This window comes from Vibrio sp. QJM3NY_26, from assembly GCF_057786005.1.
Genome location: NZ_CM173516.1, coordinates 505,829 through 528,871, shown reverse-complemented (window position 1 = coordinate 528,871; position 23,043 = coordinate 505,829). Strand labels below are relative to the sequence as shown.

The 23,043-nt window shown below is 42.4% G+C and carries 24 protein-coding genes; 12 read left to right on the top strand and 12 right to left on the bottom strand.

The features are described from left to right. Positions 1 to 127: 127 nt before the first annotated feature. The 3 genes from AC3CH4_RS17710 to AC3CH4_RS17700 all read left to right on the top strand — a co-directional run bounded on the left by AC3CH4_RS17710 (position 128) and on the right by AC3CH4_RS17700 (position 3,027). A complete protein-coding gene (locus tag AC3CH4_RS17710; RefSeq protein ID WP_135454218.1) occupies positions 128 to 646 on the top strand; it encodes a TetR/AcrR family transcriptional regulator in 519 nt (172 codons plus the stop codon). Continuing rightward, positions 643 to 1,698, top strand: a complete 1,056-nt coding sequence (locus tag AC3CH4_RS17705) for an alcohol dehydrogenase family protein (protein ID WP_488544169.1) — start codon at positions 643 to 645, stop codon at positions 1,696 to 1,698. The genes AC3CH4_RS17710 and AC3CH4_RS17705 overlap by 4 nt, the downstream gene beginning before the upstream one ends. A 234-nt stretch (positions 1,699 to 1,932) precedes the next feature. Continuing rightward, a complete protein-coding gene (locus AC3CH4_RS17700) occupies positions 1,933 to 3,027 on the top strand; it encodes an HDOD domain-containing protein (protein WP_488544168.1) in 1,095 nt (364 codons plus the stop codon). 111 nt (positions 3,028 to 3,138) lie between these two features. Here AC3CH4_RS17700 and AC3CH4_RS17695 read toward each other — a convergent pair whose 3' ends face one another. The 5 genes from AC3CH4_RS17695 to AC3CH4_RS17675 all read right to left on the bottom strand — a co-directional run bounded on the left by AC3CH4_RS17695 (position 3,139) and on the right by AC3CH4_RS17675 (position 7,718). Beyond that, complete coding sequence (locus tag AC3CH4_RS17695) at positions 3,139 to 3,540, bottom strand: DUF1090 domain-containing protein (protein ID WP_488544167.1); 402 nt, start codon at positions 3,538 to 3,540, stop codon at positions 3,139 to 3,141. Between the two features lie 153 nt (positions 3,541 to 3,693). Beyond that, a complete protein-coding gene (locus AC3CH4_RS17690) occupies positions 3,694 to 5,202 on the bottom strand; it encodes an SgrR family transcriptional regulator (protein WP_488544166.1) in 1,509 nt (502 codons plus the stop codon). A gap of 10 nt (positions 5,203 to 5,212) precedes the next feature. Then, a complete protein-coding gene (locus AC3CH4_RS17685; RefSeq protein ID WP_488544165.1) occupies positions 5,213 to 6,223 on the bottom strand; it encodes a Gfo/Idh/MocA family protein in 1,011 nt (336 codons plus the stop codon). A 113-nt stretch (positions 6,224 to 6,336) separates the two neighbouring features. After that, positions 6,337 to 7,236, bottom strand: a complete 900-nt coding sequence (locus tag AC3CH4_RS17680; protein WP_488544164.1) for a homocysteine S-methyltransferase family protein — start codon at positions 7,234 to 7,236, stop codon at positions 6,337 to 6,339. Positions 7,237 to 7,343: 107 nt separating this feature from the next. Further along, positions 7,344 to 7,718: a site-specific integrase gene (locus tag AC3CH4_RS17675; protein ID WP_488544355.1), complete on the bottom strand. Its 375-nt coding sequence runs from the start codon at positions 7,716 to 7,718 to the stop codon at positions 7,344 to 7,346. A 400-nt stretch (positions 7,719 to 8,118) separates the two neighbouring features. Between AC3CH4_RS17675 and AC3CH4_RS17670 the strand changes: the two genes are divergently transcribed. The 4 genes from AC3CH4_RS17670 to AC3CH4_RS17655 all read left to right on the top strand — a co-directional run bounded on the left by AC3CH4_RS17670 (position 8,119) and on the right by AC3CH4_RS17655 (position 12,031). After that, a complete protein-coding gene (locus tag AC3CH4_RS17670; protein WP_488544163.1) occupies positions 8,119 to 8,856 on the top strand; it encodes an abortive infection system antitoxin AbiGi family protein in 738 nt (245 codons plus the stop codon). 161 nt (positions 8,857 to 9,017) lie between these two features. Continuing rightward, positions 9,018 to 9,719, top strand: a complete 702-nt coding sequence (locus AC3CH4_RS17665; protein ID WP_102479301.1) for a hypothetical protein — start codon at positions 9,018 to 9,020, stop codon at positions 9,717 to 9,719. 114 nt (positions 9,720 to 9,833) lie between these two features. After that, the gene (locus AC3CH4_RS17660) at positions 9,834 to 10,232 is read left to right on the top strand and encodes a hypothetical protein (protein ID WP_102351349.1); all 399 of its coding nucleotides are present in this window, start codon (positions 9,834 to 9,836) and stop codon (positions 10,230 to 10,232) included. A 155-nt stretch (positions 10,233 to 10,387) separates the two neighbouring features. After that, on the top strand, positions 10,388 to 12,031 hold the full coding sequence (locus AC3CH4_RS17655) for a caspase family protein (protein WP_488544162.1): 1,644 nt from the start codon (positions 10,388 to 10,390) through the stop codon (positions 12,029 to 12,031). Between the two features lie 104 nt (positions 12,032 to 12,135). On the opposite strand, the gene AC3CH4_RS17650 is transcribed toward AC3CH4_RS17655, so the two are convergent. After that, entirely contained in the window at positions 12,136 to 12,531 is a 396-nt protein-coding gene (locus tag AC3CH4_RS17650; RefSeq protein ID WP_102351352.1) for a leucine-rich repeat protein, read from the bottom strand. A 184-nt stretch (positions 12,532 to 12,715) separates the two neighbouring features. Here AC3CH4_RS17650 and AC3CH4_RS17645 point away from each other — a divergent pair, with 184 nt between their 5' ends. Further along, positions 12,716 to 13,417, top strand: a complete 702-nt coding sequence (locus AC3CH4_RS17645) for a lipoate--protein ligase family protein (protein ID WP_488544161.1) — start codon at positions 12,716 to 12,718, stop codon at positions 13,415 to 13,417. Between the two features lie 57 nt (positions 13,418 to 13,474). Here AC3CH4_RS17645 and tsaA read toward each other — a convergent pair whose 3' ends face one another. Then, a complete protein-coding gene (tsaA, locus tag AC3CH4_RS17640) occupies positions 13,475 to 13,876 on the bottom strand; it encodes a tRNA (N6-threonylcarbamoyladenosine(37)-N6)-methyltransferase TrmO (protein WP_488544160.1) in 402 nt (133 codons plus the stop codon). 24 nt (positions 13,877 to 13,900) lie between these two features. After that, positions 13,901 to 14,788 (bottom strand): DMT family transporter, encoded by an 888-nt coding sequence (locus AC3CH4_RS17635; protein ID WP_488544159.1) that lies wholly within the window; start codon positions 14,786 to 14,788, stop codon positions 13,901 to 13,903. 119 nt (positions 14,789 to 14,907) lie between these two features. On the opposite strand from AC3CH4_RS17635, the gene AC3CH4_RS17630 reads away from it, so the two are divergent. After that, positions 14,908 to 15,498, top strand: a complete 591-nt coding sequence (locus AC3CH4_RS17630) for a TetR/AcrR family transcriptional regulator (RefSeq protein ID WP_102362895.1) — start codon at positions 14,908 to 14,910, stop codon at positions 15,496 to 15,498. A 62-nt stretch (positions 15,499 to 15,560) separates the two neighbouring features. On the opposite strand, the gene AC3CH4_RS17625 is transcribed toward AC3CH4_RS17630, so the two are convergent. Continuing rightward, complete coding sequence (locus AC3CH4_RS17625; RefSeq protein ID WP_488544158.1) at positions 15,561 to 16,370, bottom strand: SDR family NAD(P)-dependent oxidoreductase; 810 nt, start codon at positions 16,368 to 16,370, stop codon at positions 15,561 to 15,563. 357 nt (positions 16,371 to 16,727) lie between these two features. Then, entirely contained in the window at positions 16,728 to 18,800 is a 2,073-nt protein-coding gene (locus AC3CH4_RS17620) for an alkyl/aryl-sulfatase (protein WP_488544157.1), read from the bottom strand. A gap of 188 nt (positions 18,801 to 18,988) precedes the next feature. On the opposite strand from AC3CH4_RS17620, the gene AC3CH4_RS17615 reads away from it, so the two are divergent. Next, positions 18,989 to 19,891: a LysR family transcriptional regulator gene (locus AC3CH4_RS17615; protein WP_065206627.1), complete on the top strand. Its 903-nt coding sequence runs from the start codon at positions 18,989 to 18,991 to the stop codon at positions 19,889 to 19,891. On the opposite strand, the gene AC3CH4_RS17610 is transcribed toward AC3CH4_RS17615, so the two are convergent. Next, the gene (locus AC3CH4_RS17610; protein WP_114634510.1) at positions 19,888 to 20,787 is read right to left on the bottom strand and encodes a DMT family transporter; all 900 of its coding nucleotides are present in this window, start codon (positions 20,785 to 20,787) and stop codon (positions 19,888 to 19,890) included. The two genes, AC3CH4_RS17615 and AC3CH4_RS17610, sit on opposite strands and share 4 nt — an antisense overlap. 209 nt (positions 20,788 to 20,996) lie before the next feature. On the opposite strand from AC3CH4_RS17610, the gene AC3CH4_RS17605 reads away from it, so the two are divergent. Beyond that, positions 20,997 to 21,386: a VOC family protein gene (locus AC3CH4_RS17605; RefSeq protein ID WP_171307524.1), complete on the top strand. Its 390-nt coding sequence runs from the start codon at positions 20,997 to 20,999 to the stop codon at positions 21,384 to 21,386. A 51-nt stretch (positions 21,387 to 21,437) separates the two neighbouring features. Beyond that, the gene (locus AC3CH4_RS17600) at positions 21,438 to 21,962 is read left to right on the top strand and encodes a hypothetical protein (RefSeq protein WP_171307525.1); all 525 of its coding nucleotides are present in this window, start codon (positions 21,438 to 21,440) and stop codon (positions 21,960 to 21,962) included. Between the two features lie 169 nt (positions 21,963 to 22,131). Here AC3CH4_RS17600 and AC3CH4_RS17595 read toward each other — a convergent pair whose 3' ends face one another. Further along, positions 22,132 to 22,341, bottom strand: a complete 210-nt coding sequence (locus AC3CH4_RS17595) for a hypothetical protein (protein WP_244212237.1) — start codon at positions 22,339 to 22,341, stop codon at positions 22,132 to 22,134. Positions 22,342 to 23,043 lie beyond the last annotated feature (702 nt).

Below are 23,043 nucleotides of genomic sequence, written 5' to 3'. Positions count from 1 at the left end.
CTAATTGGATCCGGGATTTTTTTGTTTTATAGGACGACAAAAAGATCTCATTGACATGGGTAGAATGATCGCTCTACTATGTATGTAGAACAATCATTCTACCTTTGGTTAGGTATAAGAGGTCAGCTTGTTAAGAGAACAGATTGCAGCAAGTCTTGAAGTGGCGTTTAGCCAACAAGGGTTTGCTGAGCCGAGTGTGGCTCAACTGAAGACGGCGTGTAACGTGAGCCTACGTACGCTCTATAAACATTTTCCATCGAAAGAAGCGATGATAGTGGGCGCCTTAGAGCACCGTCATCACCGTTACCTAAATTTCCTATTAGAAAATGTACCTGCTGGTGGCCTTGAGTCGATGCTTGATATCTTCAACAAGTTACAACAGTGGATGGAAGAGTATGCGCCGCACGGTTGTATGTCGATGAATGCGATGGCGGCTTTTCCTGACAACGAGATAATTAACCAAGCTGTTACTGAACATAAACGAGAAGTAAAAGCACTTCTGGGTAAGCAGAGTCAACGAGACGATCTGGCTTCAGAGCTTTTTCTACTTCATGAAGGTGTATCAAGCGCGTGGCCAGTATTAGGCGAAGAAGCGGTGACATCAGCACAGAATATGGTGACAAAATTACTCGAGGAAACACGATGAAATTCGAACTACCTAAAACAATGAAAGGCGTAGAGATGTTAGGACACGGCGGAGCAGAAATGCTTGGTTACCGTGAAGGTATCGCTGTTCCTGAAATTGAACCTAATGAAGTGCTGATCAAAGTGATGGCTGCGGGCGTAAACAACACGGATATCAACACTCGAATCGGCTGGTACTCAAAAAGTGATGACTCAGACGACGCAAGTTGGTCGGGTGAAGCGTTGCAGTTTCCTCGTATCCAAGGCGCTGATGTGTGTGGTTTTATCGTAGCAGTTGGGAATGAAGTCTCTACCGATCGTATTGGTGAACGTGTTCTGATTGAACCTTGTCTGACTGAAGTGTACGGACGAGATTTACCACAACCATGGTATTTCGGTTCGGAGTGCGATGGTGGCTTTGCGGAGTACACCAAAGTGGCGGCGAAACACGCTTATGCGGTGAACAGCACCATGTCGGATGTTGAGCTAGCGTCTTTCCCATGTTCTTACTCGACCGCAGAAAACATGCTGACCCGTGCCAACGTGGCTGAAGCTGATCGCGTGCTTATCTCAGGTGCATCGGGTGGTGTGGGCTCGGCTGCTATACAACTGGCAAAAGCTCGCGGTGCTTATGTGATTGCCATTACTAGCCCAAGTAAAAACCAACAGTTACTTGAACTTGGCGCAGATGAAGTGGTTGCTCGTGATGCTGATCTGGTTAAAGCGTTAGGCGCAAACAGCGTCAATGTGGTTATCGACTTAGTTGCCGGTGACAAGTGGCCTCAGTTCCTTGAAGTGCTGAAACCCCGTGGCCGTTACGCCGTATCTGGCGCAATTGGTGGAGCTATGGTCGAGCTCGATGTACGAACTTTGTATCTCAAAGATCTCAGCTTTTTTGGTTGTACGGTTTTAGAACCACAAGTGTTCCAGAATCTAGTCAATCGTATCGAGAAACAGCAGATCGAAGCAATCGTCGCGCAGTCTTATCCGCTCGCTGATATCCACAAAGCACAAGACGAGTTCTTGAAGAAAAAGCATGTCGGTAAGATCGTATTGGAAGTGTCCCAGAGCTAACTTCAGACAGTGCCACACATCTAACCTATGTAAGAGCGAGCCAGTGTTATGTGCTCGCTTTTTTGTTTCTGACGAATACAGGAGGCCTAGTCTCGCAGGCTGTTAAGTAACAGATCCTATACAGTTGAATAGTTAATGATTCAATTGTCACTGTATGGTTTATGGGTTGTCTGTGCGATAATCACCGCCGTTATATATCCCTATCTATGTTGTATTCATCTAGGAGCCGTATTGATGTTTAAAAGGGTATTGCAGGCATTATTCTCACCTTTTGTTGATTCAAAAAACAAACCCTCTGCAGAGCCTGTCCAAAAAGAGCAACAACAAACCGTTGCTACTGATTCCGTTCAGTCTTCAACCTTTGTTCCGCCGTCGTCAGCTCAACCATCATCATTAATCGTCGATAATACGCTTAGCCTTCACGATGGTGAGTTCCTTGATTATTTGTTTGGAGAGTCTCGCCTGCGAACAGAGTCAGACCCATTTAGCGATTTTGTCGCTTGTCAGATTGAACGCTTGATTCGCTCTCCAAAAGCTTTGCTTAATGAACTGCCAGTGATGCCAGCCTCTGTGACCACGTTAATGGCAGAATTACAGAGTGACGAATTTGACGTAGATGCATTGCTAAAAGTAATTGAGCGCGAGCCGAGTATGGCTGCCGATGTAATTAAACTGGCTAACAGTGCTTTCTATAAACGCAGTGAAAAACAGGTAACCGACCTAAAAACAGCATTCCTAAATATGGGTTCTCAAGGACTTGTTGAAGGGGTTGTGAATAGCTACATGAAGAACTTCACGCCGGGCAACAATATTTACTGGCGTCATTTCGGTGAGAAAATTTGGAACCACAGCGTTCAAACCGCGTCGTTTTCTAAGGAGTTGATGAAAGACTCTTCATCCCAAGAAGATCAAGCGGCGGCGTACTTTGTTGGGTTGATTCGCAACTTAGGCAAGATGATCATTTTCCAAATGATGGTCGAAGCCTTCAAGCATGTTGATCCTTCTGTTCCACCTAACTCATTAGCATTGAAGCGTTTGATGAACAGCTACTCTATTCGCCTGACTTACACCATTGCTAAGTTCTGGGAGTTGCCAGAATCTGTGCTGACGGTGATTGGTTATCAAGAGTCGAACCGATACGAATGCACGCCACTTGGTCAAGCTGTGTTTGAAGCTAACTACCTGAGTGAGCTGTACTATTTACTAGAAGAACAAACGATTGAAGTCGAGCAGTTTAAGCGCAGATGCAAAGAGACACTGATTTCACCAGCGGCATACAAAGTGGCTAACCGTATCTATAAAGAGTCTGAGTTAGCGCTGGTAGGATAATAACGGCCTAGCGTTGGCTAGGTTGATTCTTGAGGTCGTCAAAAAGCGGTATTTTCTAAATGGTCTTACTAAGCAGTAAAGCAGTAAGACCATTTCTGTATCTAGCTTCGATTAAGGGATCTCAGTCAGTTCTTGCTTCAATTTATCGATTTTACGCAGTTCTTTTTCGATCTTACCTTCATACTTTCGAATCTTATCAGCTCTGTCATCTCTCTTGGCTTCTTCTAGGTCGGCTTGGTATTCAGTCAAATCTTGCTCATTTGATTCAATCTTCTCACGCAGATCATCCTTCAAACCTTCATTGGTGCAGTTCTCTTTCGCCGCTTTCAACGCTGTGGTTAATCGCTCTACTTTGTACTGATTGTCGTACTGCTCCGCTTTCTCTATCTGATATTCGATCTCACAGAACTTCTTCTCACAACCCGTTGGCGCGTCGCATTGAGTGCTAGCAGCTACGCTGTTAAACGAAAATGCGCAAAGAAACAGTATTGAGCCTTTTAGGTGTCGAGTCATGATTTACCTTCTTATTGGGTCTAATTAGTTTGTGCTTATATTTGTTGAGTCTCACTTCGAGAGTACATTAGCATCCGCTCACTTTGCTATTGGCAGGGGAGTGTTAAAGATAAGTCGCTGTGCCTAATGACTTATTTTTGAACATGGCTAGATTTACAAATGGCTAATCCACAATTGGTCGAGTTCGCACCAACCGAAGCCATTCACTTGTACGCCGTGTAGTTTTTCAGAAACCTCTAAGTTGAACACCTCTTGCTTGAGCTCAACCACAATCCCTGAATCATTCAACCAATGCTTCAGTGCCAACACTGCATTCATCGCTAACTCAAAGTTTGGCTGGTTTCTTATTGAGGCTAAGCCTTGTTCGATTGTCTCTAGCACTTCAGCAGGCAGAGCTAAGTCCTCAAACGGAAAGCGAATGAAAAAGCTTAACCACGAAGTGAAGGTGTCGTTCTCATCAATAATGCTGCACAGCGCGACATCTTTGGTAGTTAGGTAGTGTCCATATTCCACGCTGGTTTTGCTGTCGCCGGATACTGACAATTGCTCAAAAAGAGTTTGGCATTCAGAGGTGTCTTCAACAGTGAATTCATGAACGGTTTTCGACAATGTTGGGTTCTGAATTTTGAAAAACGTTGAGCCGAAATCCGGTTGAGAAGAATGGTCATCGCCACGCACGGTGATCGTTTTCTCGGGCAGTTTCACGCACACCTGATTTTGAGCGCAAGCTTTGCTCTGTGCCCATTCTGGATAGACCCACAACTCGACTCGATTGAGAATAGGTATACTGTGTGAATACGCGCTATTACGGCTCAATCTCAACATCTTGCTCGAGAATATGTCTAATGAGAACGCGCCAGATCCAATCAGCCTTTCAGTCGGTGATGAGTGATCAAATACGGAGGCTTCAACTCTGGCAAGTAAGCGCGGTAAATGCCAATCAGGTTGATTCAATTTCACGACAACCACACTGCCTGCCGAGACAGAGACCTCATCAATATGCTGATAACAACGACGCCATATTTTGCTTTGAATTAGCGAGTTAAGGTTGCGTGCTATGTCTTGAGGTTCGAGTGTTCGACCGTTATGGAACTGAACGCCATTGCGAATTTGAAAGTACCATTGCGTAGCGTCTTGATTAGGTTGCCAATGATACGCCAGATCGCCGCTGAGTTGACCGTGTTGAACTGAGGTTAGGCGTTGGCAAATCTGCATCACTAAGAAACGTTCGGTGCGCCTAAGTACACGTTGAGGATGAAGCGCTTCGAGTTCTCGGTGAAAGGGGATATACGCGATATTCTGCGCCGACGGATTGGTGTTGCTTAGAAAGGCTTGCAGTTCTGCGCCAGCATTGCGGCCATTGAAGCCCAATGTGCTAAACACCTGTTCTATGTTGCCTGTGTCAGCTTGGGTTTTTGCGTATTGGTAACATGCTTCAATAGGCTCAACCAGACACGTCAGCTGTGCTTTCTTGCTGCGGCCTGAGCTGGCTTGCCACTCAATCCAACCTTGCGTTGTCATCGCTTTGAGTAAGGTTTGAACGTGACGTTCACTCACGTGCAGCAGTGTGGCCAGTTGGTTGACCTGACAATGTGATACTCCAGGCCCAAAAGCCTGAAATATCTTTTCATACAGTTCAAGCTTGCGCTTAAGGTTGCCCAATTTGCTTTTCCTAACGACGAGGTTGAGTTAAATGTTTATAGCCAGAGTCAATGAGTGCTTTCTCCATCGTATCGAGCACTTGAGAGGTTACCTCTGAGCTTAGGATATCCGATTCAGTTTTGCCTTGAAGCACCAAATCTGAAAAATGGTCGATTTCAAATTCGAACCCATTGCCCGTCACTCGTTTGTTGATGGTCGACTTCTGCCCTTGATGTTCAATCTCAATAAAGGCCGGATTCCACCATTTTTCGTGAATGGTGATCTTAGTGTTGGGCCCAGTCAAGTGTGCTGATCGGGGAAGGTTTTGCACCGTTGATGCCGATATCTTACCGTTTATATCGCCAGAGAATGTAAAGCACGCATCGGTATCAACATTCGCCCCCTCATACAGACATGACATCTCTACCTGAGGTTTTGAAGGATTCACACCCAGTGTTCGACACAAATCGTAGAAGAACCAAAGCCCATAGACCCCAACATCGAGCGTTGCTCCGCCTGACAAATTCGGATTGAAGATAAACAAATCGGGCTCATAGTCGTGATGGTTACCAAAGCTGGCTTCGATTGAGTCTACCTGAATGTTGTTATCGACCAAGAATGATTGGAGCTCACGATACGCGGGAAACACCACGGTTTTCATCGCTTCTAGCAACATCACACCATTTTGATTTGCGAGAGCTTTCATCTCCAGCCAATCACAAAGATTGGTGAAAGCTGGCTTCTCGACCAATACGTGCTTATTGTTCTTTAGAAACAGTTCAGCTAAAGGCTTGTGATAAGGATGAACCGTAGCGATGTAAACCGCTTCAACATTTGGGTCATGCGCCATTTCTTCATAAGAGCCATAAGCCTTGTCGCAACCAAACTTGTTGGCGAACGTGGCTGCGCGTTTATGGTCTCTCGCGGCAACCGCATAAAGTTCACCATGCAGACAGTGCTCTGTTACAGCTGTTGCGAATCGATTGGCGATATTGCCTAGCCCTGCGATGCCCCATTTAATTTTTCGTTGCGTGTCGCTCATCAGTTGCTCCAAATCGTTGTTTTGTATCAGTGTACTCAGAGACGCCACATACAAATAGAGAACAGATTTCTCAACCTGTTCTCTATTTATTTTATTCTAGCTGAAGCTCCGGATTAGCTCTGTAGGGAGCGTTTCCAATCGGCTAGGGCTTGAATGTGTTTTGGCCCGATGCCACAACAGCCACCGACAATATTCGCACCCAATGCGTGCCAGCGTTTTACATAAGTTAAGTAACCTTGGCCATCCAGCTCACGCATCTCCTGAAACATATCATTCGCTTCATGTTCGTTGCTGATAGGCGCAAAATTGTTGGCGTAGACACCAATTTCTAAATCACGGCCTAGCTCATCGATCACTTTCTTCGCATCGATAATGGCTTGATCCATCACTTCAGGCACTGAGCAGTTAAACATAATGCCTTTTGCGTTCGATTGGCAGGCAAGTTTGATCGCGTCTGTTACGCTCTCGCCAGAACGAATATTGGCACAATCGCCCTTGGTGTCTTCCAAACTGAATGCGTAGTAACACGGCTTATCGGACTGCTTAAGTACCGCATGAATGGAATCGAATTCTTGTAGGCTGCAAATGGTTTCTGCTATCCAAAGGTCGATATTTGGATTTTGCGCATCGTAAAGGGTTTGAATGATTGGCGCTGCTTCTTCTACCTTGAATAAATCTGGTCGGTAGCTACCAAATGGCGGTGGAATCGCGCCCGCGACTTGTACTGTGTGAGGGGCATTGTCTGCAACTGATTTAGCCAGTTCACCAGACAGTGCGGCCAGTTCAAAACCTCGTTGTTCAAAGAGCTCTTCACCCAAGTGAAAAGGCACACACGCATAGCTATTGGTGATCAGGATTTCAGCACCTGCATCGACAAAGTTTTGATGCGCTTGGCTAACAAAGTCGGGTGCTTCAATCAGCGCTTGAGCACTCCAAAGCGGTTGAGAAAATGGCGCGCCAATTTCTTTGAGTTCTCGGCCCATGCCGCCATCAAGTATGGTTAGTGTTTTCATATTTAATACTATCTAAACAATTGCTGAAGTTCTGCCGTCACCATATCAGACAACTTTGTCAGACAGAAGCCATCAAGCCAGGTCCAACTATCGATGAGGGAGTTTCGTTATAGGTGGTCTAGCGGGCTAGTCGTGCCGCTAAAGTGTTGCCCAATAACGTGAGTGTATATCTGAGTTGTCTTAACATCACTGTGCCCCAGTAACTCTTGAACCGTTCTGATATCGGAGCCTGACTTTAGAGGTTGCTTAATAAATTGATTGTATAAATAGGCTAGAGCATTGAGCGCTACCTTTTGAGTATTGATGGCGACTTTTTGTTGATTAGCTAAATGAGAAAGAAAGGAGACAACTTCAGCGGCATGCATCTGTTCAGGGTGTTTCATTTTATGAAAATGAATGTAGTACTTAATCCAATAACAGTAGGCTTTGATTGTCCTGCGACTATAGCCCCGCATCGTCATATGTTCGCAAATTGCCTGCATGAATTGACTCGCCATATATCCCCCTCACAAAATCTGTACATACAGACAGTTTATTGCTTGTTGAATAATTAATGACTTAAAAAAGAGTGGTTTTTAACTCTGATTGAGCACGAATTTAACGAGAAGTTGATTCTAAATTGTTGATTGATAATGGTATTTATGGGTGGCTAAGGATGATAACGAGCATTATATAGGCGACAAGGTGTGCTTGCACGTTTTCACACTTCATGTTGAGACCCACTTTTATATTAAATGCATAGCATTCAGTTGGTTATGAGCGACCTTTTTGATATGTTAAGCGGATGGATTCGTGCTTGCACGATATTAAAATGTTATAACCTTTTTTGATAAAAATAACCTTTATCGATATAATTATAAAAATTTCAATGAGTTAAAAAATATGAGTCCAAAGTCACATACGTTGTTTCATTTCACTCAAAGCAAAGAGACTTTAAAGTTAATCTTCAAAAATGGTTTTTGGCCTAGGTACTGCCTTGAAGATGTAAGATGGTTTGGTTTTAAGTCGTTTGACTATATTGCTTACCCAATGGTTTGTTTTTGTGATATTCCTCTTTCTAAAATAGACGACCACGTTAATTTTTATGGTGAGTTCGGAATTGGTTTAACAAGAGAATGGGCTATTAAAAATGGATTAAATCCTATTTTATATGTAGCAGGGGATAATCATATAACTCAGTCTTTTCGAGAGTTGAACGATCATGCAAATAAATCAGAAGGAGAGCAACAAACTCGAGCTAAGGTTACAATGCGCTATCTGTTAGCTCATACCAAGCCTACTGAAGGGCAGATGGTCATGAATAATAAGCCTGTCGATAAGTTATTTTACCAAGAATCAGAATGGAGATTTGTACCGAAAGACAGTGAAGCTCCTGAATATTTAGTTAAATCTAATTATGAAGATGAGGCTGTTTTTAATGAGGCTAACGAATTAACATTAAAGAATTGTGCACTTACAATTTCTCCGCAAGACGTAAAATACATTTTTGTTAAAAGTGATACTGATATTCCAGATATGATCAATTTTATTCAGACTGATCTAGATGGTTTTGCAAATTCAGATATAAAAGTATTAATGTCTCGGGTAGTTTCGCTTGAGAGTATTCGTCAAGATATTTAGACGGTTATAACAAATGCATCAACACGATTTGCTACACTCGGCGTTGTCAGTTTGCCTTTAGTTTCAGTGATTAAGGCGGTAAAATTCAGGTAAGTCTGTATCGTAGCAAACGTGTTATGCAGGCGTTAGGTGCCAATTTAGATAGTCATAAAAGGACTAATGTGAAAGATAATCAAAGATGTTTTGGTCGCAATGCTAATTTCACACGTTGTGGGAGGAAAGGCACGTGGCGATTATTTTGTGCGGATCATAAAAACCAGTGGATAGGCTGGTTAGCTTTTATTATTTTTACTGTACTTGGTGGGCTTGCTTCAATCGTAGGATTGTTTCCAGTAATGGACTATTTGCAAAAGGAAAAAGTAGTTGTCCCTGGTGAGTACGCAATTGAACGTATGATTAATAAGGCCAAAATGGAGGGGTCTATTATTCCTGATATTAAGGACAATGCTTTACTAGGTAAAGTATATGTTAGGCCGATAGCAGAGTTTATTGATACAGAAGATAATTTTTCTCATATTGCTGTAACCCTAATGTCGCCGTTTAAACCCTTAGGCTCGGATTACTTATACAAAGCCGATGATTGTCGATTCTTAGGCAAAGCTTCTCACTTTGACAAACGAACAAAAAAAGCACGGTTCTATATTTACGCTGCTAGCTGTAATAGAAATGATGGGACAGTCTATGAAGCAGATGCCAGAAAAATAACAGGGGTAAAAGAAATAGGCTATTTATCATTACCCGGTTTATCAGGTCAACAATATGTTCCTCTTATAGAAGAAGGTAGAAATCATAGCCTTCCCTTTGAAACTAATGTTGAGATTTTTCTTGACTATAATGTGACAAAATTTCAGCGTGTGTGGTAAGTACCTTACAAACGCTTTAAGCCTGATTCGTGAATGCGTATCGATTTCGCTTCGCTCCATTATGGCACACTTCACTCACAGCTTAAGCGGGCGTTATGTGCTTAGAAGGAACTTATGAAATATCGTGAACATTTGAATGGTCTTGTATCAGGCATGTTAGTAACTAATTCTGGTTATATCTTGGCTAGTGCCACCAAGCTCATCGACGTAACTTGGATTCAACTAATCCCATTAACCCTATCGGTTATTTCACTAGGCTTGTTACTTGTACATCGAATATTCAATGTCTATTTTGAAAATCAAACAGCATTGGCAAACACTTTTTCCTTTGGTCTCGTAAGTGGTGGGCTTGCATATGGGTTCATTCTAGCCAGTATTCATATGTGGTTAGCAATAGTAGTCTTATTTGCAGCATTATTGGCTACATATGAGATTAGGAAGGATTTCGGGAAAGCGAAACCTAATTACATAAAGTCTCGGAAAAATTACTACGCCAAGAGCAGGCGCACATAACAAATTGCTCAAGTCGACAGCTAACCGTCGGCATTTTTGGTGTGGTTGCGTTTTGTGATTATGGTGGCTTTGATCGAGTGTCGTGATAGTTAGCTGCAACTTAGCAAGGCGTTATATTTTAAAAACACATGTTTGTGAATATAAAAGAGATGTAAATGAAAAAAGCTTTAATTATTGGTAATAGCAATTATATTGGTTTTGATAGGTTAAAAAACCCCGGAAATGATGCTAACGCAATTTCTGAAATTTTAGCATATAAAGGATTTGAAACTGAAGTCTACTTTGATCAAACAAGTAATGATATGCGAAGTACGTTTGATGACTTTGTTAAAAGAGTAAATGATGGAGATCATATATTCTACTTTTATGCTGGACATGCAATAGAATTTAGAGATAGTAATTATTTGCTTTCAGTGGATCTTGGTTGTGGTTCAGTTGAGCATAACTGCTTAACAATCGATTATATACAAAACCAATTGAACAGAGCTAACAAAAAAGGGGTGAAACTACTAGTCATTGATGCATGCCGTAATAATAACTTTGCATTTGAAGCTAAGGGGCTTAAAAAGGAAGAGTCAAACTTAAATACATTAATCGCATTCTCAACATCACCTGGTAGTGCGGCTAAAGATGGTAAAAATGAGCTTAGTTACTATACTAAATATTTAATAGATAACATAAAGAAATATAACATATCTATAAATGATATTTTTAGAAATGTTAGAGAGTCGGTAATAGAATCTACAAAATTTGAACAGATCCCTTGGGAGCATAGTTCACTAACATCAGAATTTTCTTTTGAGAACATATTTGTTCCGACTAAACTTGAGCAAATAAGTAAGCTTACTTATAAACAGTGTTACTCAATTAAGAATATTGGTGATGGTTTTTTACTCGGTGGGAATGGTGCTGATTTATATAAGTATGTTAAAGGTGAACACCCACAGAGAAGGCTAAGAACGAAGAAAGAAAATGATAATTACGCTATTGAAGAAATTGATTGCAATCAATCATTAGTAGTATTTATTGATAGTGAGGATTTCTTGGTTTTTTTAGATAAGAGGGAGTTGAAGGTTGTGGCGCATGTGAATGTTGGCTTCACACCATATACTGTTTCCATTAACAATGACAAGGTCTTTGTTGCCGGTTCTGGAGATGTTGCAAAGCTCTATGATTTGTCGTCAAACACAGTGGAAGTTATTGACTTAGAAGATGGCATTTTAAAAGAAATCTACAGTAATGATGATGTTATAGAGTATAAGTCAAGAAGTTTAACTATTATGTGCTCAACATTTGCGGAGGAAAAAACTAATATTTTGGCATTCGGTGGTTCTGACAGTATATTTTTTGTGAAAGATATTCTTACTGGGGAGGAGCTACTTTTTAATAAGAATAGAGATTTGTTCACCTACACTTACTCAATTAGTTTTTCAAATGATGGTAAATACATTGCAACGGGTCATGATGAAGGTAAAGTGTTAATTTGGGATGCGAGTCATTTCACTTTACTAAAAGTAATTGGCGAGAATAATAAAATTTTGAAGAATCAATTCTTTGAATTCAAAAATGAAAAAATATCAAATGACATTATGCATTTAAAATTCTCTAATGATTCAAAGTTCCTCGGTGTGGGTACGAGTGAGAGTAAAGTTATGTTCTTTGATGTGGAATATAATGAGAAAATCAATGAAATTGATCTTAATGTTGAACCGTTAGCAATTAACTCTTTTGATTTTGATAGTTGTGATGAGTCTTTGCTTGTCTCAATAAATGATAAATCATACGAGTTCAAAATATAACAAAGCAATCAAGGTGATGCATTACACTCGGCAGCTTTGGTTCTGAGTTCGGTGTGCTTTGTTAGTTCAGTGGGGCACACCTTATTACAGGCGTTAGTTGTACATCAGAATTCGTCTTCTACTTCTAATTCGTCTAGATACTCCGGTGAGTGAATTGCACAATAATCAACATCGGCATTTTTATTTAGTATGTCGACTTTTATCTCCGCATCTTCCATGTAAAGAGCGTATTCACCGATAAATTCAACAGATTCAGGGACAACGATATGAGTTATAAAATTCATACTTAACGCCCCATACTCTAGTCGCTGCAATGTGTTTGGCAGAATTATATTTGTTATCCAATTATGGCAAAATGCATTTTGACCAATGATACGAACTTTAACGTTGTCAAAGTGGGAAGGTATTTCTATATCCCTATAATCAGCCTCGTAAGAAAGGATCGTACCAGTTTCCTTGTCAAACTTAACGTCATTTGCTTCTAAGGTGTGGGTAGTCATTGTTAAATCCGGTTAATAATCTTATTGAAGTCATTATGCTACTAGGGAAATATACAACTAACAAACGACTATGGCGCCAATAACTAAATTTTGGTGCTGTTTTCATCTCACATAGTCCCATATGTCATCAACCATTTCAGAGCGTTAAATGGTCGGTCACCACAATCTGTAGAGGAAAAGTGCATTGAAGTTAACGAATAAACTCGTACGTTACCCGCACATTGATGTTGATCGTGCGTTTGAAAAAGAAGATGAGCTATTGCAGCAGATACAGGCCGGTGAGATTGCGCAAGCCTTAATGCTTTGGCAAGCAAAAACGCCGACACTCGTTTTGCCTGCGGGTAAAAAGTGGCCAGTGACGTTAGAGTCTAGAAAGCAACTTGCGGCACAAGGCTGGCAACTCACCTCGCGTAAAACAGGTGGCGCTCCCGTTCCTCAATTGCCGGGGATCATTAACTTATCGCACATTTACCATTGGCCTCGTGATGAAGCCTACAATATCCAAAAAGCGTATCGACATTTATGCGATGTCTTAACCTTGTTTTTTAAAGAACTAGGCATCGATGTGGATGTACACGCAACCCCCGGTTCTTATTGTGATGGTGAGTACAACCTCAATATCAATAAACAAAAAATAGTGGGCACTGCGCAGCGTGTTTTGCTTAAACAAGGGGGCGGTCAAATCGTACTTTCGCAAGCTTGTATCTTGTTAGACGTAGACCTAGAGAACATCGTTGCGCCTGTGAATTTTTATAATCAAATTTGCGATAACCCTACCGTGGTGGATGCGCAGGTTCATACTCCGTTGTCCGCACATTTGACTAGCCTTCCCAACGTCGACTCACTCTTTCAGCAGTTAAGCCAAGTTTTCATCAAATATGCGTAATGTCTTCCTTTCGCTAACGCACAGCTCGCTCTTGGTTTAGGAAGGCCAGTTTCGTCCTTATCCCTTTTCTTTATAGATTGCCGGCTTGATATCCAACAGTGGTGTGTTGTTCAAGCAATCTAAGCCTCTTACTGTCACTGTGCCATTTTCTATTTTTTCAATCGGTAACACGGCAGCACCTATTGGGTTTGGTCTGTGCGGTGAACGCAGTGCAAAGGTGCCTTTGGTCGGTGTCTCTTCATCCCAGCTTTGTATCAATTTATCTCGTTTCGCGCCTTCTAACCAATACAAGATCAAGATGTGGTCTCTTGTCTTTAAACCAAGCAAGCCTTGCTGGTAAACGTCATCTAAGATTATTTCACAGATTGGGCCGTTGTCCGGTTGGATGTTATTCGGACACTCTGAAATCGAGTGATACGGCGTAGTAATTCGACCAATCAATTTTAGTTCTTCAGACATATTCAGCTCCTATTTATCTCTTTATTAGTCATCATTTTTCATCGTCACTAAGGTGTAGATGAAGATCGTAATCAAGATCACCACACCACCGATAATGCTGGTCGTTGGCGGGATCTCGGTGAAGAAGATAAACGCCCAAACTGGCGCTAACACGGTTTCTAACATCAGAGTCATTGATACCTCTGGTGCGGTAATGTGGCGCGTTGCGACCATTGATAACACTCGTCCAACCGGTGCGGTAAACAACCCCATCATGCCCATAATTAACCACGTTTCAACGCTGTAGCTTGATGGCGTTGCGAAGAAAAACATCACAACCGCGAGCAATAAGCCACCTAAGCCAACGCTCGCCAATCGGCTGACGCCTTGATATTTACGCAGCAAGGTAAACATCATTGATAGGCAGATCACCGCGAACACGGCCAATGCATCACCGATCCAATTACCTGAAGAAAATGAGCCTGAAACGACAATCGTAATACCAATCATCACCGAAATAATGGCAACCAAAGTCGAGCGACTGGTGGCTTCTTTCAATATTAACCAGCTGAAAATAGCGGCCACAGCAGGGGCAGCACTGAGGATCACAAAGGTATTAGCGATTGAAGTCATTTTGATGCTGAACACCAAGCCTGATGCACTGCCGAGCATAAGAATACCCGCTGCCAACAATGGCCAACCGCTTTGTGCTACTGCCTTTCGTATTCCGCGTTTGTCGTTGAATTTAAGCAAAATCGGCATCGAAATTGCGCTGAATAAGCCGAACAAGAAGGCCGTATCAAATCCGCTGACACCCGCATAACGAATAAAGATGGGGTCAATACTCATTAATACGGCACCTGCGATCGCGAGTGTAAAGCCGAGGGTTCGAGTGTTTCTTACTTCAGTTTTAGGGAGGTTCATTGTTGTCATTTCTCTATCCAAATATCTGTTATCGACAAATCATACTTGCGAGTATGATTTTGAAAATTGGTTGAGTCAACACAAATCATACTTTAAAGTATGATCTCTGTTTTGGGGTGGATTAAGTAATGAGCAAGATTGAGCAGAATAAAGAGAAGAAACGACAGGCTATTTTGAAAGCGGCTAAAGCTGTTTTTTTAGCTGAAGGTTTTACGCTCGCGAGCATGGATGTGATCGCAAGCGAAGCCCAGATGACTAAACAAACGCTCTATCGATATTTCTCATCAAAAGATGTGTTGTTCAAAGCGACATTGCAGCAAATGGGGGCTCAGTTTGATGAGCATTCCGTCGAGCAGTTAAAAATCTCTGATAATTATCAGGCATTGTATGGATTCGCGACGGCCTTTTTGGCGTTTCATCTGTCGGACGAACATATCGCTACGTTGAAGCTATTGATTGCAGAAAACGGTAAGTCTCCCGCTATCTTGGAAAGCTTTATGTCGGTAGGTGAAAATGAAACCGATATTGCACTCGCTCAGTTTTTCACGGATAGGTTTGATACCGAAGATGTCGCCACTAAGGTTACTCTTTGGACGGGGATGTTATTGAGCTTGAGAAGCGGCGTGTTAATGGGGATGGCAAAACCAAACCTACAAGATATTGAGCAACATGCTCGCGTAAGTACGGAATTTTTGTTGGCTGCGCTGAATACTGATTGATGTTATGGAGTGCTCCTAAATACGGAGCACTCATTGTATTTGGCTAGTGAGCGTGGCATTAGCTAGAGCTGTTCTGCAAGTAACTGGTCGAGAGTCGTCACCAGCTTCTGATTTTTCTCCGCATTTAATGCATCAGCATGAGGGTCTCTAAATAGCCCTGAGTCATTATCAAAATACTTCCCAGAAGCGTTAGAAAACTCTTCCGATAGTGCCGCTCGGCATAAGATATCAGCGCCAATCCCTAAGTCATTGCCTTCCAAACCATACGCATCTTTAACCAATTTACTGCCAAGAAATGAGGCCGGATTAACGGGAATGATTAGGGGCCCTTGATCTCCTAATTGGTGCGCAAGATGGATTGACCACATCGTTAGTGCCAACTTACTTTGTGCGTAAACCGGACCATCAAGTTCACCTGCATTTGGACTGATAAGCGCGTCTAAATCTACAGGCGATTGAGCTGCTGAAGATAGATTGACGATACGACCGTCGGCATCAAAAAGTGGAAGCAGCAATTGTGTGAGCAGGTAAGGGGCGATAGTGTTAACGACGAATCGAACGTCTAGATTATCCTGAGTCGTGATCTCATCAACCTTATAAACGCCAGCGTTGTTAATCAATACATCGAGCTCTTCATGCTTCGACTTTATTTGGTTGACGAGGGCTTCAACTTCAGAAAGAGAAGAGAGATCAGCAACATAACTTTCGATAATCGCATCCTTGGATAATCGAGAAAGGCCGGTTTCTACTTTGCTGAGCTTTGTTGGGTTACGTCCATGGATAAGGATGTGATGCCCTTGTTGGGCTAACATTTTCGCGGTCTCTAAACCGATACCATCTGTCGCACCTGTAATCATGATCTTTTTTCGCATCTTCCTTCCTTGAATAAAGAGTCCGGACAACTTTTATAACAAAGTTTGATTGCACAAAGTTTCTACTACTTCACATGCTGAGATATAGAAAGTACGGATGTGTATTGCGATTGAGAAACCGTGAAACAAGGGTGTGGTTTAACAAACACAGTACTGTTTTTCTGGGCTTGATAAGAAGTTTTACTCAATGCTATTTGAGTGCTGTGAGTGGGGGTTCTTATTTTATTTTCTTGATATCGAATAAAGCTCAAATCAAAAAAGCCTCAACCAGTTTAATGGTTGAGGCTTGGTCGTATTAGCCTTGTTTCAGCCTATTTAGGCCAGTTTGACGTTGTAATTATTTTACCTTAGAGCGGCTTAGTGAGCGTGCTCGTGTGAATCTTGGTACAACTCAGCGTCTACTTCTTCGCCTTTGTTTGGACGAGGAACAATCTCAAAAGAGGTGTCAGCTTCTGTCAGTGAAGACAGCAGTTTGTTAAGTGATGATTTGTCACCTTTCACGCGTGCTTGTCCGTCTTCTAGCAGTTTTCCAAGGCTTGTTTTCTTAAGCACGATATCAGACACGTCAGACTTATTGATGATCAGTGTGGTATCCGCATCTTGCAGCTCTGATACTTGGATGTTGTTCAGGTTGCCGTTAGACATTTCAACGTAGTAGAACTCTTTTACATCAGGCAACTGAATATTCAACGTAAATGGTGTTTCTTGCGCCTTTAGCGAATCCACTTTAACTGCTAAGTAATCCAACAAGTTCTCAATGGTCATGTTAGCCAACACATCTGGAGATGCAGTTTTTGGTGCGCCCGGTTGTGTGCCAATACGAAGTTCTTGGGCGCCCGTTAGGTAGATGTTTCTCCAACCTGCGCCTTCTGATTGATAACCCAATTGCTCGTAAGTATCTGCCAATAAGCCACGTGCAACTTTGTTCTCTGGCTCAGCTTGAATCACTTTATTCAGTGCTGTTGCAACGAAGCGATATTCGCCTTCTTGGAAATCTTGCTGTGCTTTTTCTATCACAGCATCGCTGCCGCCCATGTACTCCACAAACTTCACCGATTCTGGCTCGATTGGTAATGGGTTTAGGTTAGCTGGGTTCATGTCGAAGTAACCAAGATACATGTTGTAGACAGCGCGAGCGTTGTGAGAGTATGTACCGTGGTAACCATTGGTGTGCCAAGACTGTTGAATGCTGTCTGGCATTACCTTGTAAATTTCGTCACCGATGTCTTGTAGAACCACACCGTTATTCGCTAAGCGAAGCGTTTGGTTGTGAGTAAATCCGTAAGCATCACGCTGCATCTTCAGGTAATCAGAAATCTCTTGTTCACCCCAAACTGGTGCCGAGTGAGAGGCGAATAACACGTCAGTTTCTTCACCCCAAGTGACGAGCATCTCGTTGATTTTTTTAGACCACTTCAAACCATCACGTACTTTTGCACCGCGAAGCGTGTACAGGTTATGCATACCTTGGTAGGTCAGTTCGCCAGTCCAAAGTGCTTTCATGCTTGGAATGTAGGTCACCATTTCAGATGCTGCTTCGGTACCTGAAGCATCCATGAATTGCATTTCTAGGCCGTCGATAACCAGAGTTTCAATTTCTTCGTTATGGTTCAGTTCGTAGTCTGGCAGGACGTAAGTAATGCTACCGGTTGATAGGCCTTTAGACAGTGCCGCATCAACAATACCGTGTTCGTGTCGGTTCAGGGTTGCGCCATATTGATAAGCAGTACGACGAGACATCGCATTACCTGCTAATACGTTTTCGTCGACGATTTCTTTAGTGATGTTTTTCGAACCGTACACTTTTACATCTGGGTACGCGTCTTTGATTGCTCTTGCGCCACCAAAGTGATCAGCGTGCGAGTGAGAGTAAATCATTGCAACGACTGGCAGTTCACCGCCATCAGGCACATTGTTCTTGAAGAATTCGAGTGATTTGGCGGCTGATTCTTTGGTAAGAAGAACGTCGTAGGCGATCCAACCGTTGTCACTACGAATGAAAGAGATAGACGCTAAATCCGCGCCTCGAACTTGGTAAACTTTACCCGGAACAACTTCATATAAACCTTCCGCCGCTTGGTTCAATACCGCTTGGCGCCACAGTGAAGGGTTTACCGAATCTGGTGCTTGGTCTGCATTCGTTACACTTGGATCGATGAAGTTAAAGCTATTACGAATGATGTCACCCGTCTCTTGATCAAAGCTAGCAACAAGACCTTTATTGTTATTGTCGAAAGCGCGAGTGTCGGCAAAGTTAAGTGTTTTTGCGAACTCTTGGTTTGCTTTAGTGGTCATCTCGGTTGCGCTTTTGCCACCTTGATCGCCAATTTCGCTGAAGTGTGCGTGGTCATGGTTAGCTGCAATCGCAGGGAATGCGAGCGAGATAGCTAGGAACAGTGATGCATTTTTGAACGTGCGAGAAGTTGTCATAAGAGCCTCTTCATTTCAGAATTTTGTTTCGTTGAGGCGATTATAGGAATAAGACATATAGCAAAAAATAAAGTAAGCTTTATTTAATACATCACGATTGGCTATGTATTGAGTCATGCAATGGTTGGGGAACGAAGACGAAACCTGACCTATGATTGATTAAGACCACATTGACAGGGAGAGTAACGGTGAGCGACGTGGAAAAGTTGGATTTAAATCTATTGAGCGTGTTCTTAGAAGTGTATCGATTAAAGTCGATCACGCTTGCATCAGAATCGCTTGGTATGACTCAACCCGGGGTAAGTGGAGCCTTGAAGCGACTCCAATCTCAGCTTGATACTGATCTTTTTATTCGTGAAGGGCGAGGGATCATTCCAACCAATGCTGCGGTGCAACTAGCAAGCCGAGTGGAACCTGCACTCGAGGGAATCACCAGCGCTGTTAGTACCTTGAAGCAATTCGATAATCAGCAGCATCATGTGTTTCGAATTTTGGTCAACGAGATCGGTTTAACCAAGCTTCAGCCCCTTGTGGAAAAGGACGATACGCTTGGTAACATCTCGATTGAATTCAATATGGTGCCAAGCAATGAAGAAGATCTGCTGCAGAGTTTGAGCATGCAGCAAGCCGACTTAGCGATCGATATTCACTATCCACAAGTGAATGGTTATATGAACCAGCAAGTGATCGAAGATGAGCTCGTATTGATCGCCAAGCAAGGGCACCCAAGGATTGATGGTTCGGTGACGGAAGAGCAGTATTATCATGAGAAACACATCACCTTCAGAATGCGTCGTTCTCGCCTTTATACCGCAGATTACTTTACGAAAAGCCCGATACAACAGCGAAAAGTCAGCTCCGAATGTGATTCATTGATGACGATGTGTGTGTTGGTCTCTGGCTCTGATTGTGTTGGTAGTACGTCTCGTGATTTTGCTAATCAGTTTGCGGAGCGATTTCAATTGCAAGTTCTCGACCAGCCGTTTGAGGTCTTGCCCATGAAGCAGTATATGATTTGGCATAAGAGAACCGATTTGAATCCTGCTCATCAGTGGTTAAGAAACAGGATTCAACAATACATGGCCGACTAACGAGCCGCTCTTGCTGCTCGTTTTTGTTTGACGCTCTCTATTATCTTAGAAGGCGTCATACCGGTCACTAACATGGTGCCGGTAATAACAAGAACCGAACCGAAAATGGTGTTAAGGCCAATAGCTTCGTCTAGGAAAAGGTTGCCCCACAAGATGCCAAACACTGGAATCAAAAAGGTGACAGACAGAGCCGAAGGCGCACCCAATTCAGAAACGAGATTGAAGTAAAGCAAGTAAGCAAGCCCAGTACATACGGCGCCTAATAAGATCACCGATGTGGTGATGGTTAGATCCGGAGCCTCTCTCATCGGCATAAAGAAGACAAACGGCAACACGATTAATACCGCCGCCCACATGCTGCCATGAGCATTGTTGAATGCCTCAACTTTGGGTGCTTGTTTGGTATAGTTCGACGCTATTCCGTAACTAAAGGCCGCCATCACCGCCGCAAAGATAGGAAGCACAGCCTCACGGCCAATGTTCATCGCATCCCAACCAACTAACACGCCAACTCCCGTTACCCCAATACCTAGCCCTAATAGAACTCTTGCATCGAGTGTTGTTTTTGTCCATATCGCACCAATGATCGCCGCCCATATTGGCGCGGTAGAGTTCAAGATAGCGAGTGTCGAGGCGTTCAGTGTTTGCGCTGCATAAGCGAAAAACAAAAAGGGAAGTGCGGTATTAAACAAGCCAAGAATGAAAAAGTGTTTCGCATGGGCATTAAAAGAAAGCTTCCTTTTCAGATAAAAAGAAACCAAGAGTAGAGTGACGGCAGCGCACAGAACTCGCGCTTCAATCAGCACCGCAGGACCCAGCGGATTAGCGGCAATTCTCATGAACAGAAACGAACCGCCCCATATCGCAGCGAGAGTTATTAGTTTTATAAAGTTCACGGCTTATATCTCAGAATGTGTAAAACACTGACTATGGAGGAAAGATAACTATTACACAAACTTAGATGTTAATACTGTTCAGCTACTTGTTATTATTTTGATGACTCAACTGACCGTTAAACAGGAACACATTCGATGAATTTCGTTCTGTTTATTGATCCTGATTTGATGAGTAATCTAGTGTTAGACATCAAACTTAGGTGAACAAAATGAAGATTGAACACATCGCAATATGGACAAAACAGCTCGAAGTACTTAAGCGGTTTTATGAAGATTACTTTGGTGCGGCGTCTAACCAGAAATATCGCAACCCAACTAAAGGCTTCTCTTCCTACTTCCTCTCTTTCGAGAGTGGTAGCCGATTAGAAATCATGGAAATGGATTCGGTTCCTGAATCGAAAGATGATATCTATGATCAATTTACCGGTTTCATTCATATGGCCATCTCATTGGGGTCGGAACAAGCGGTCGATGAGTTAACAAGCCGCTTGATTCAAGACGGTTATGAGCGCTTAGATGGTCCAAGAAGAACAGGTGATGGTTATTATGAGAGCTGTATACTCGATCCTGATGGAAATCGTTTAGAACTTACCGTTTAATAGAAGGAGCTTGAATAGCGTTTAATTCACTAACAGAACTGAGGTATTACAATGATGAAGCGTACTTTGACTTTCTTTTTTAGTCTTGGGCTTATGGGATGTGCTACCTCAGATCTGGTGTATGAGAAGAAGCCAGATGCGAAGCCTGAACCGTCTCAACCAATCGGCTACCTTGGATTCAAAGCGAATCAAGAATGGGCTGTTAAATTCAATGACTGCACGGTTTACGATTTAACAGGCGCGCAACCCTACCAATGGTTTGATCGCACTTTAGCTTCTGTAAGTTGTTATTCGTTTAAGCCAACCGATGCTATTAAGCCTTTGCTGGTTTATTCCGATGCCACTTTCAACAGTAATAAACTCACCCCGATTAATCGCTTTCAACAGCTGCAGGTATCAGAGTCAGGCTGGGGCAGTTTTCCTATCGTCTACGAGACAAACGGAACCAATTGGCTGAAAGTCAAAGAGGGTTGGATTCACCTCACACTAGCCGATCAGACTTTGGTTCAGTTCTATCCCGGAACTCAAGACCAATCTGGTAAATCACAGCATGACCAGTATTTTGAGCAGCATTGATGTTGGGGGGCCATTTGTCCCTATCGAATTGGTAGGGGCAAATGGAGCCGTGAATTATTGACCTTTCTTGAGTTGGATTATAAAAGGCATAATGGCATTGAAAACAATCACCGCGGCGCCAATCAGCGTTATGGTGTTTGGCAACTCGGCAAACAACAGTAACCAAGAATCATGAGTAGATTATCTGTGAGAACTCAACATTCGAAACCATGTTCGCTTCTCTCCATTTGTAAGCGTTGACACCAAACCATTGGCCGATAGAAGAAATAACACCGACCAACACTAACAGCACCAACTCATACCACGTCGGCCATTGCCACTCGATAAGCGGCGGAATCAGCGCAACACCCCCCACGAATATGACTTGATAAGCTAGCACTACGACCTTCTATTCCACATTCGCCATTTTCCTTACGCAGATAGCGGCAATCGTTGTGCCTAACGTGGCCACTAAGCCGAGTTCCAACGTAGAACAACATAGAACAGAGACTCGCTTTCTAGAGTGTGAAGTCTACCTTGGTAGAGGGGGCAAACAGAGTTTTCAAAATATTGAGAGAGAGCATTAATAAGAACTCATTAACTTTTCATTAATTATATTAATAGAAATTAGATAAAAGCATATAAATTATCATCTTGTCGGTTAATAATTGAACGCAGTAGTAATTTTATGGTGGTTTTTATATTTTGACGTAATTAACGAACGCGGTAGATATCTGAGGATATAAGCTGAATAATGAATATTACCATTTTATTGGTAAGGGTAATCATCTCTAATAGTTCTTCTTAATATAAAAACAATGTAAAAGCGCTGATAGTATCAACAGTAAGGTGGTGTAACGATGCGAGTCACCACAAATAAACAGGCTTATTTTTATAAAAAGTAATTCCCTCTCGATTCTGAGTGTGGCTATTGCATGAATGAATTTGAAATAATGTTACATGTGAAGTTTTAAGTTGTTGTTTTTTATGGGTATAGTTTTTCATTAGATTTTATGGCTTGGCTAGCGCTAAGAAGACTTTTAAATTTTACATTGATGAATTGATTAATTAAATTAGCGCTGTCTGTTTAATCAATTAAATG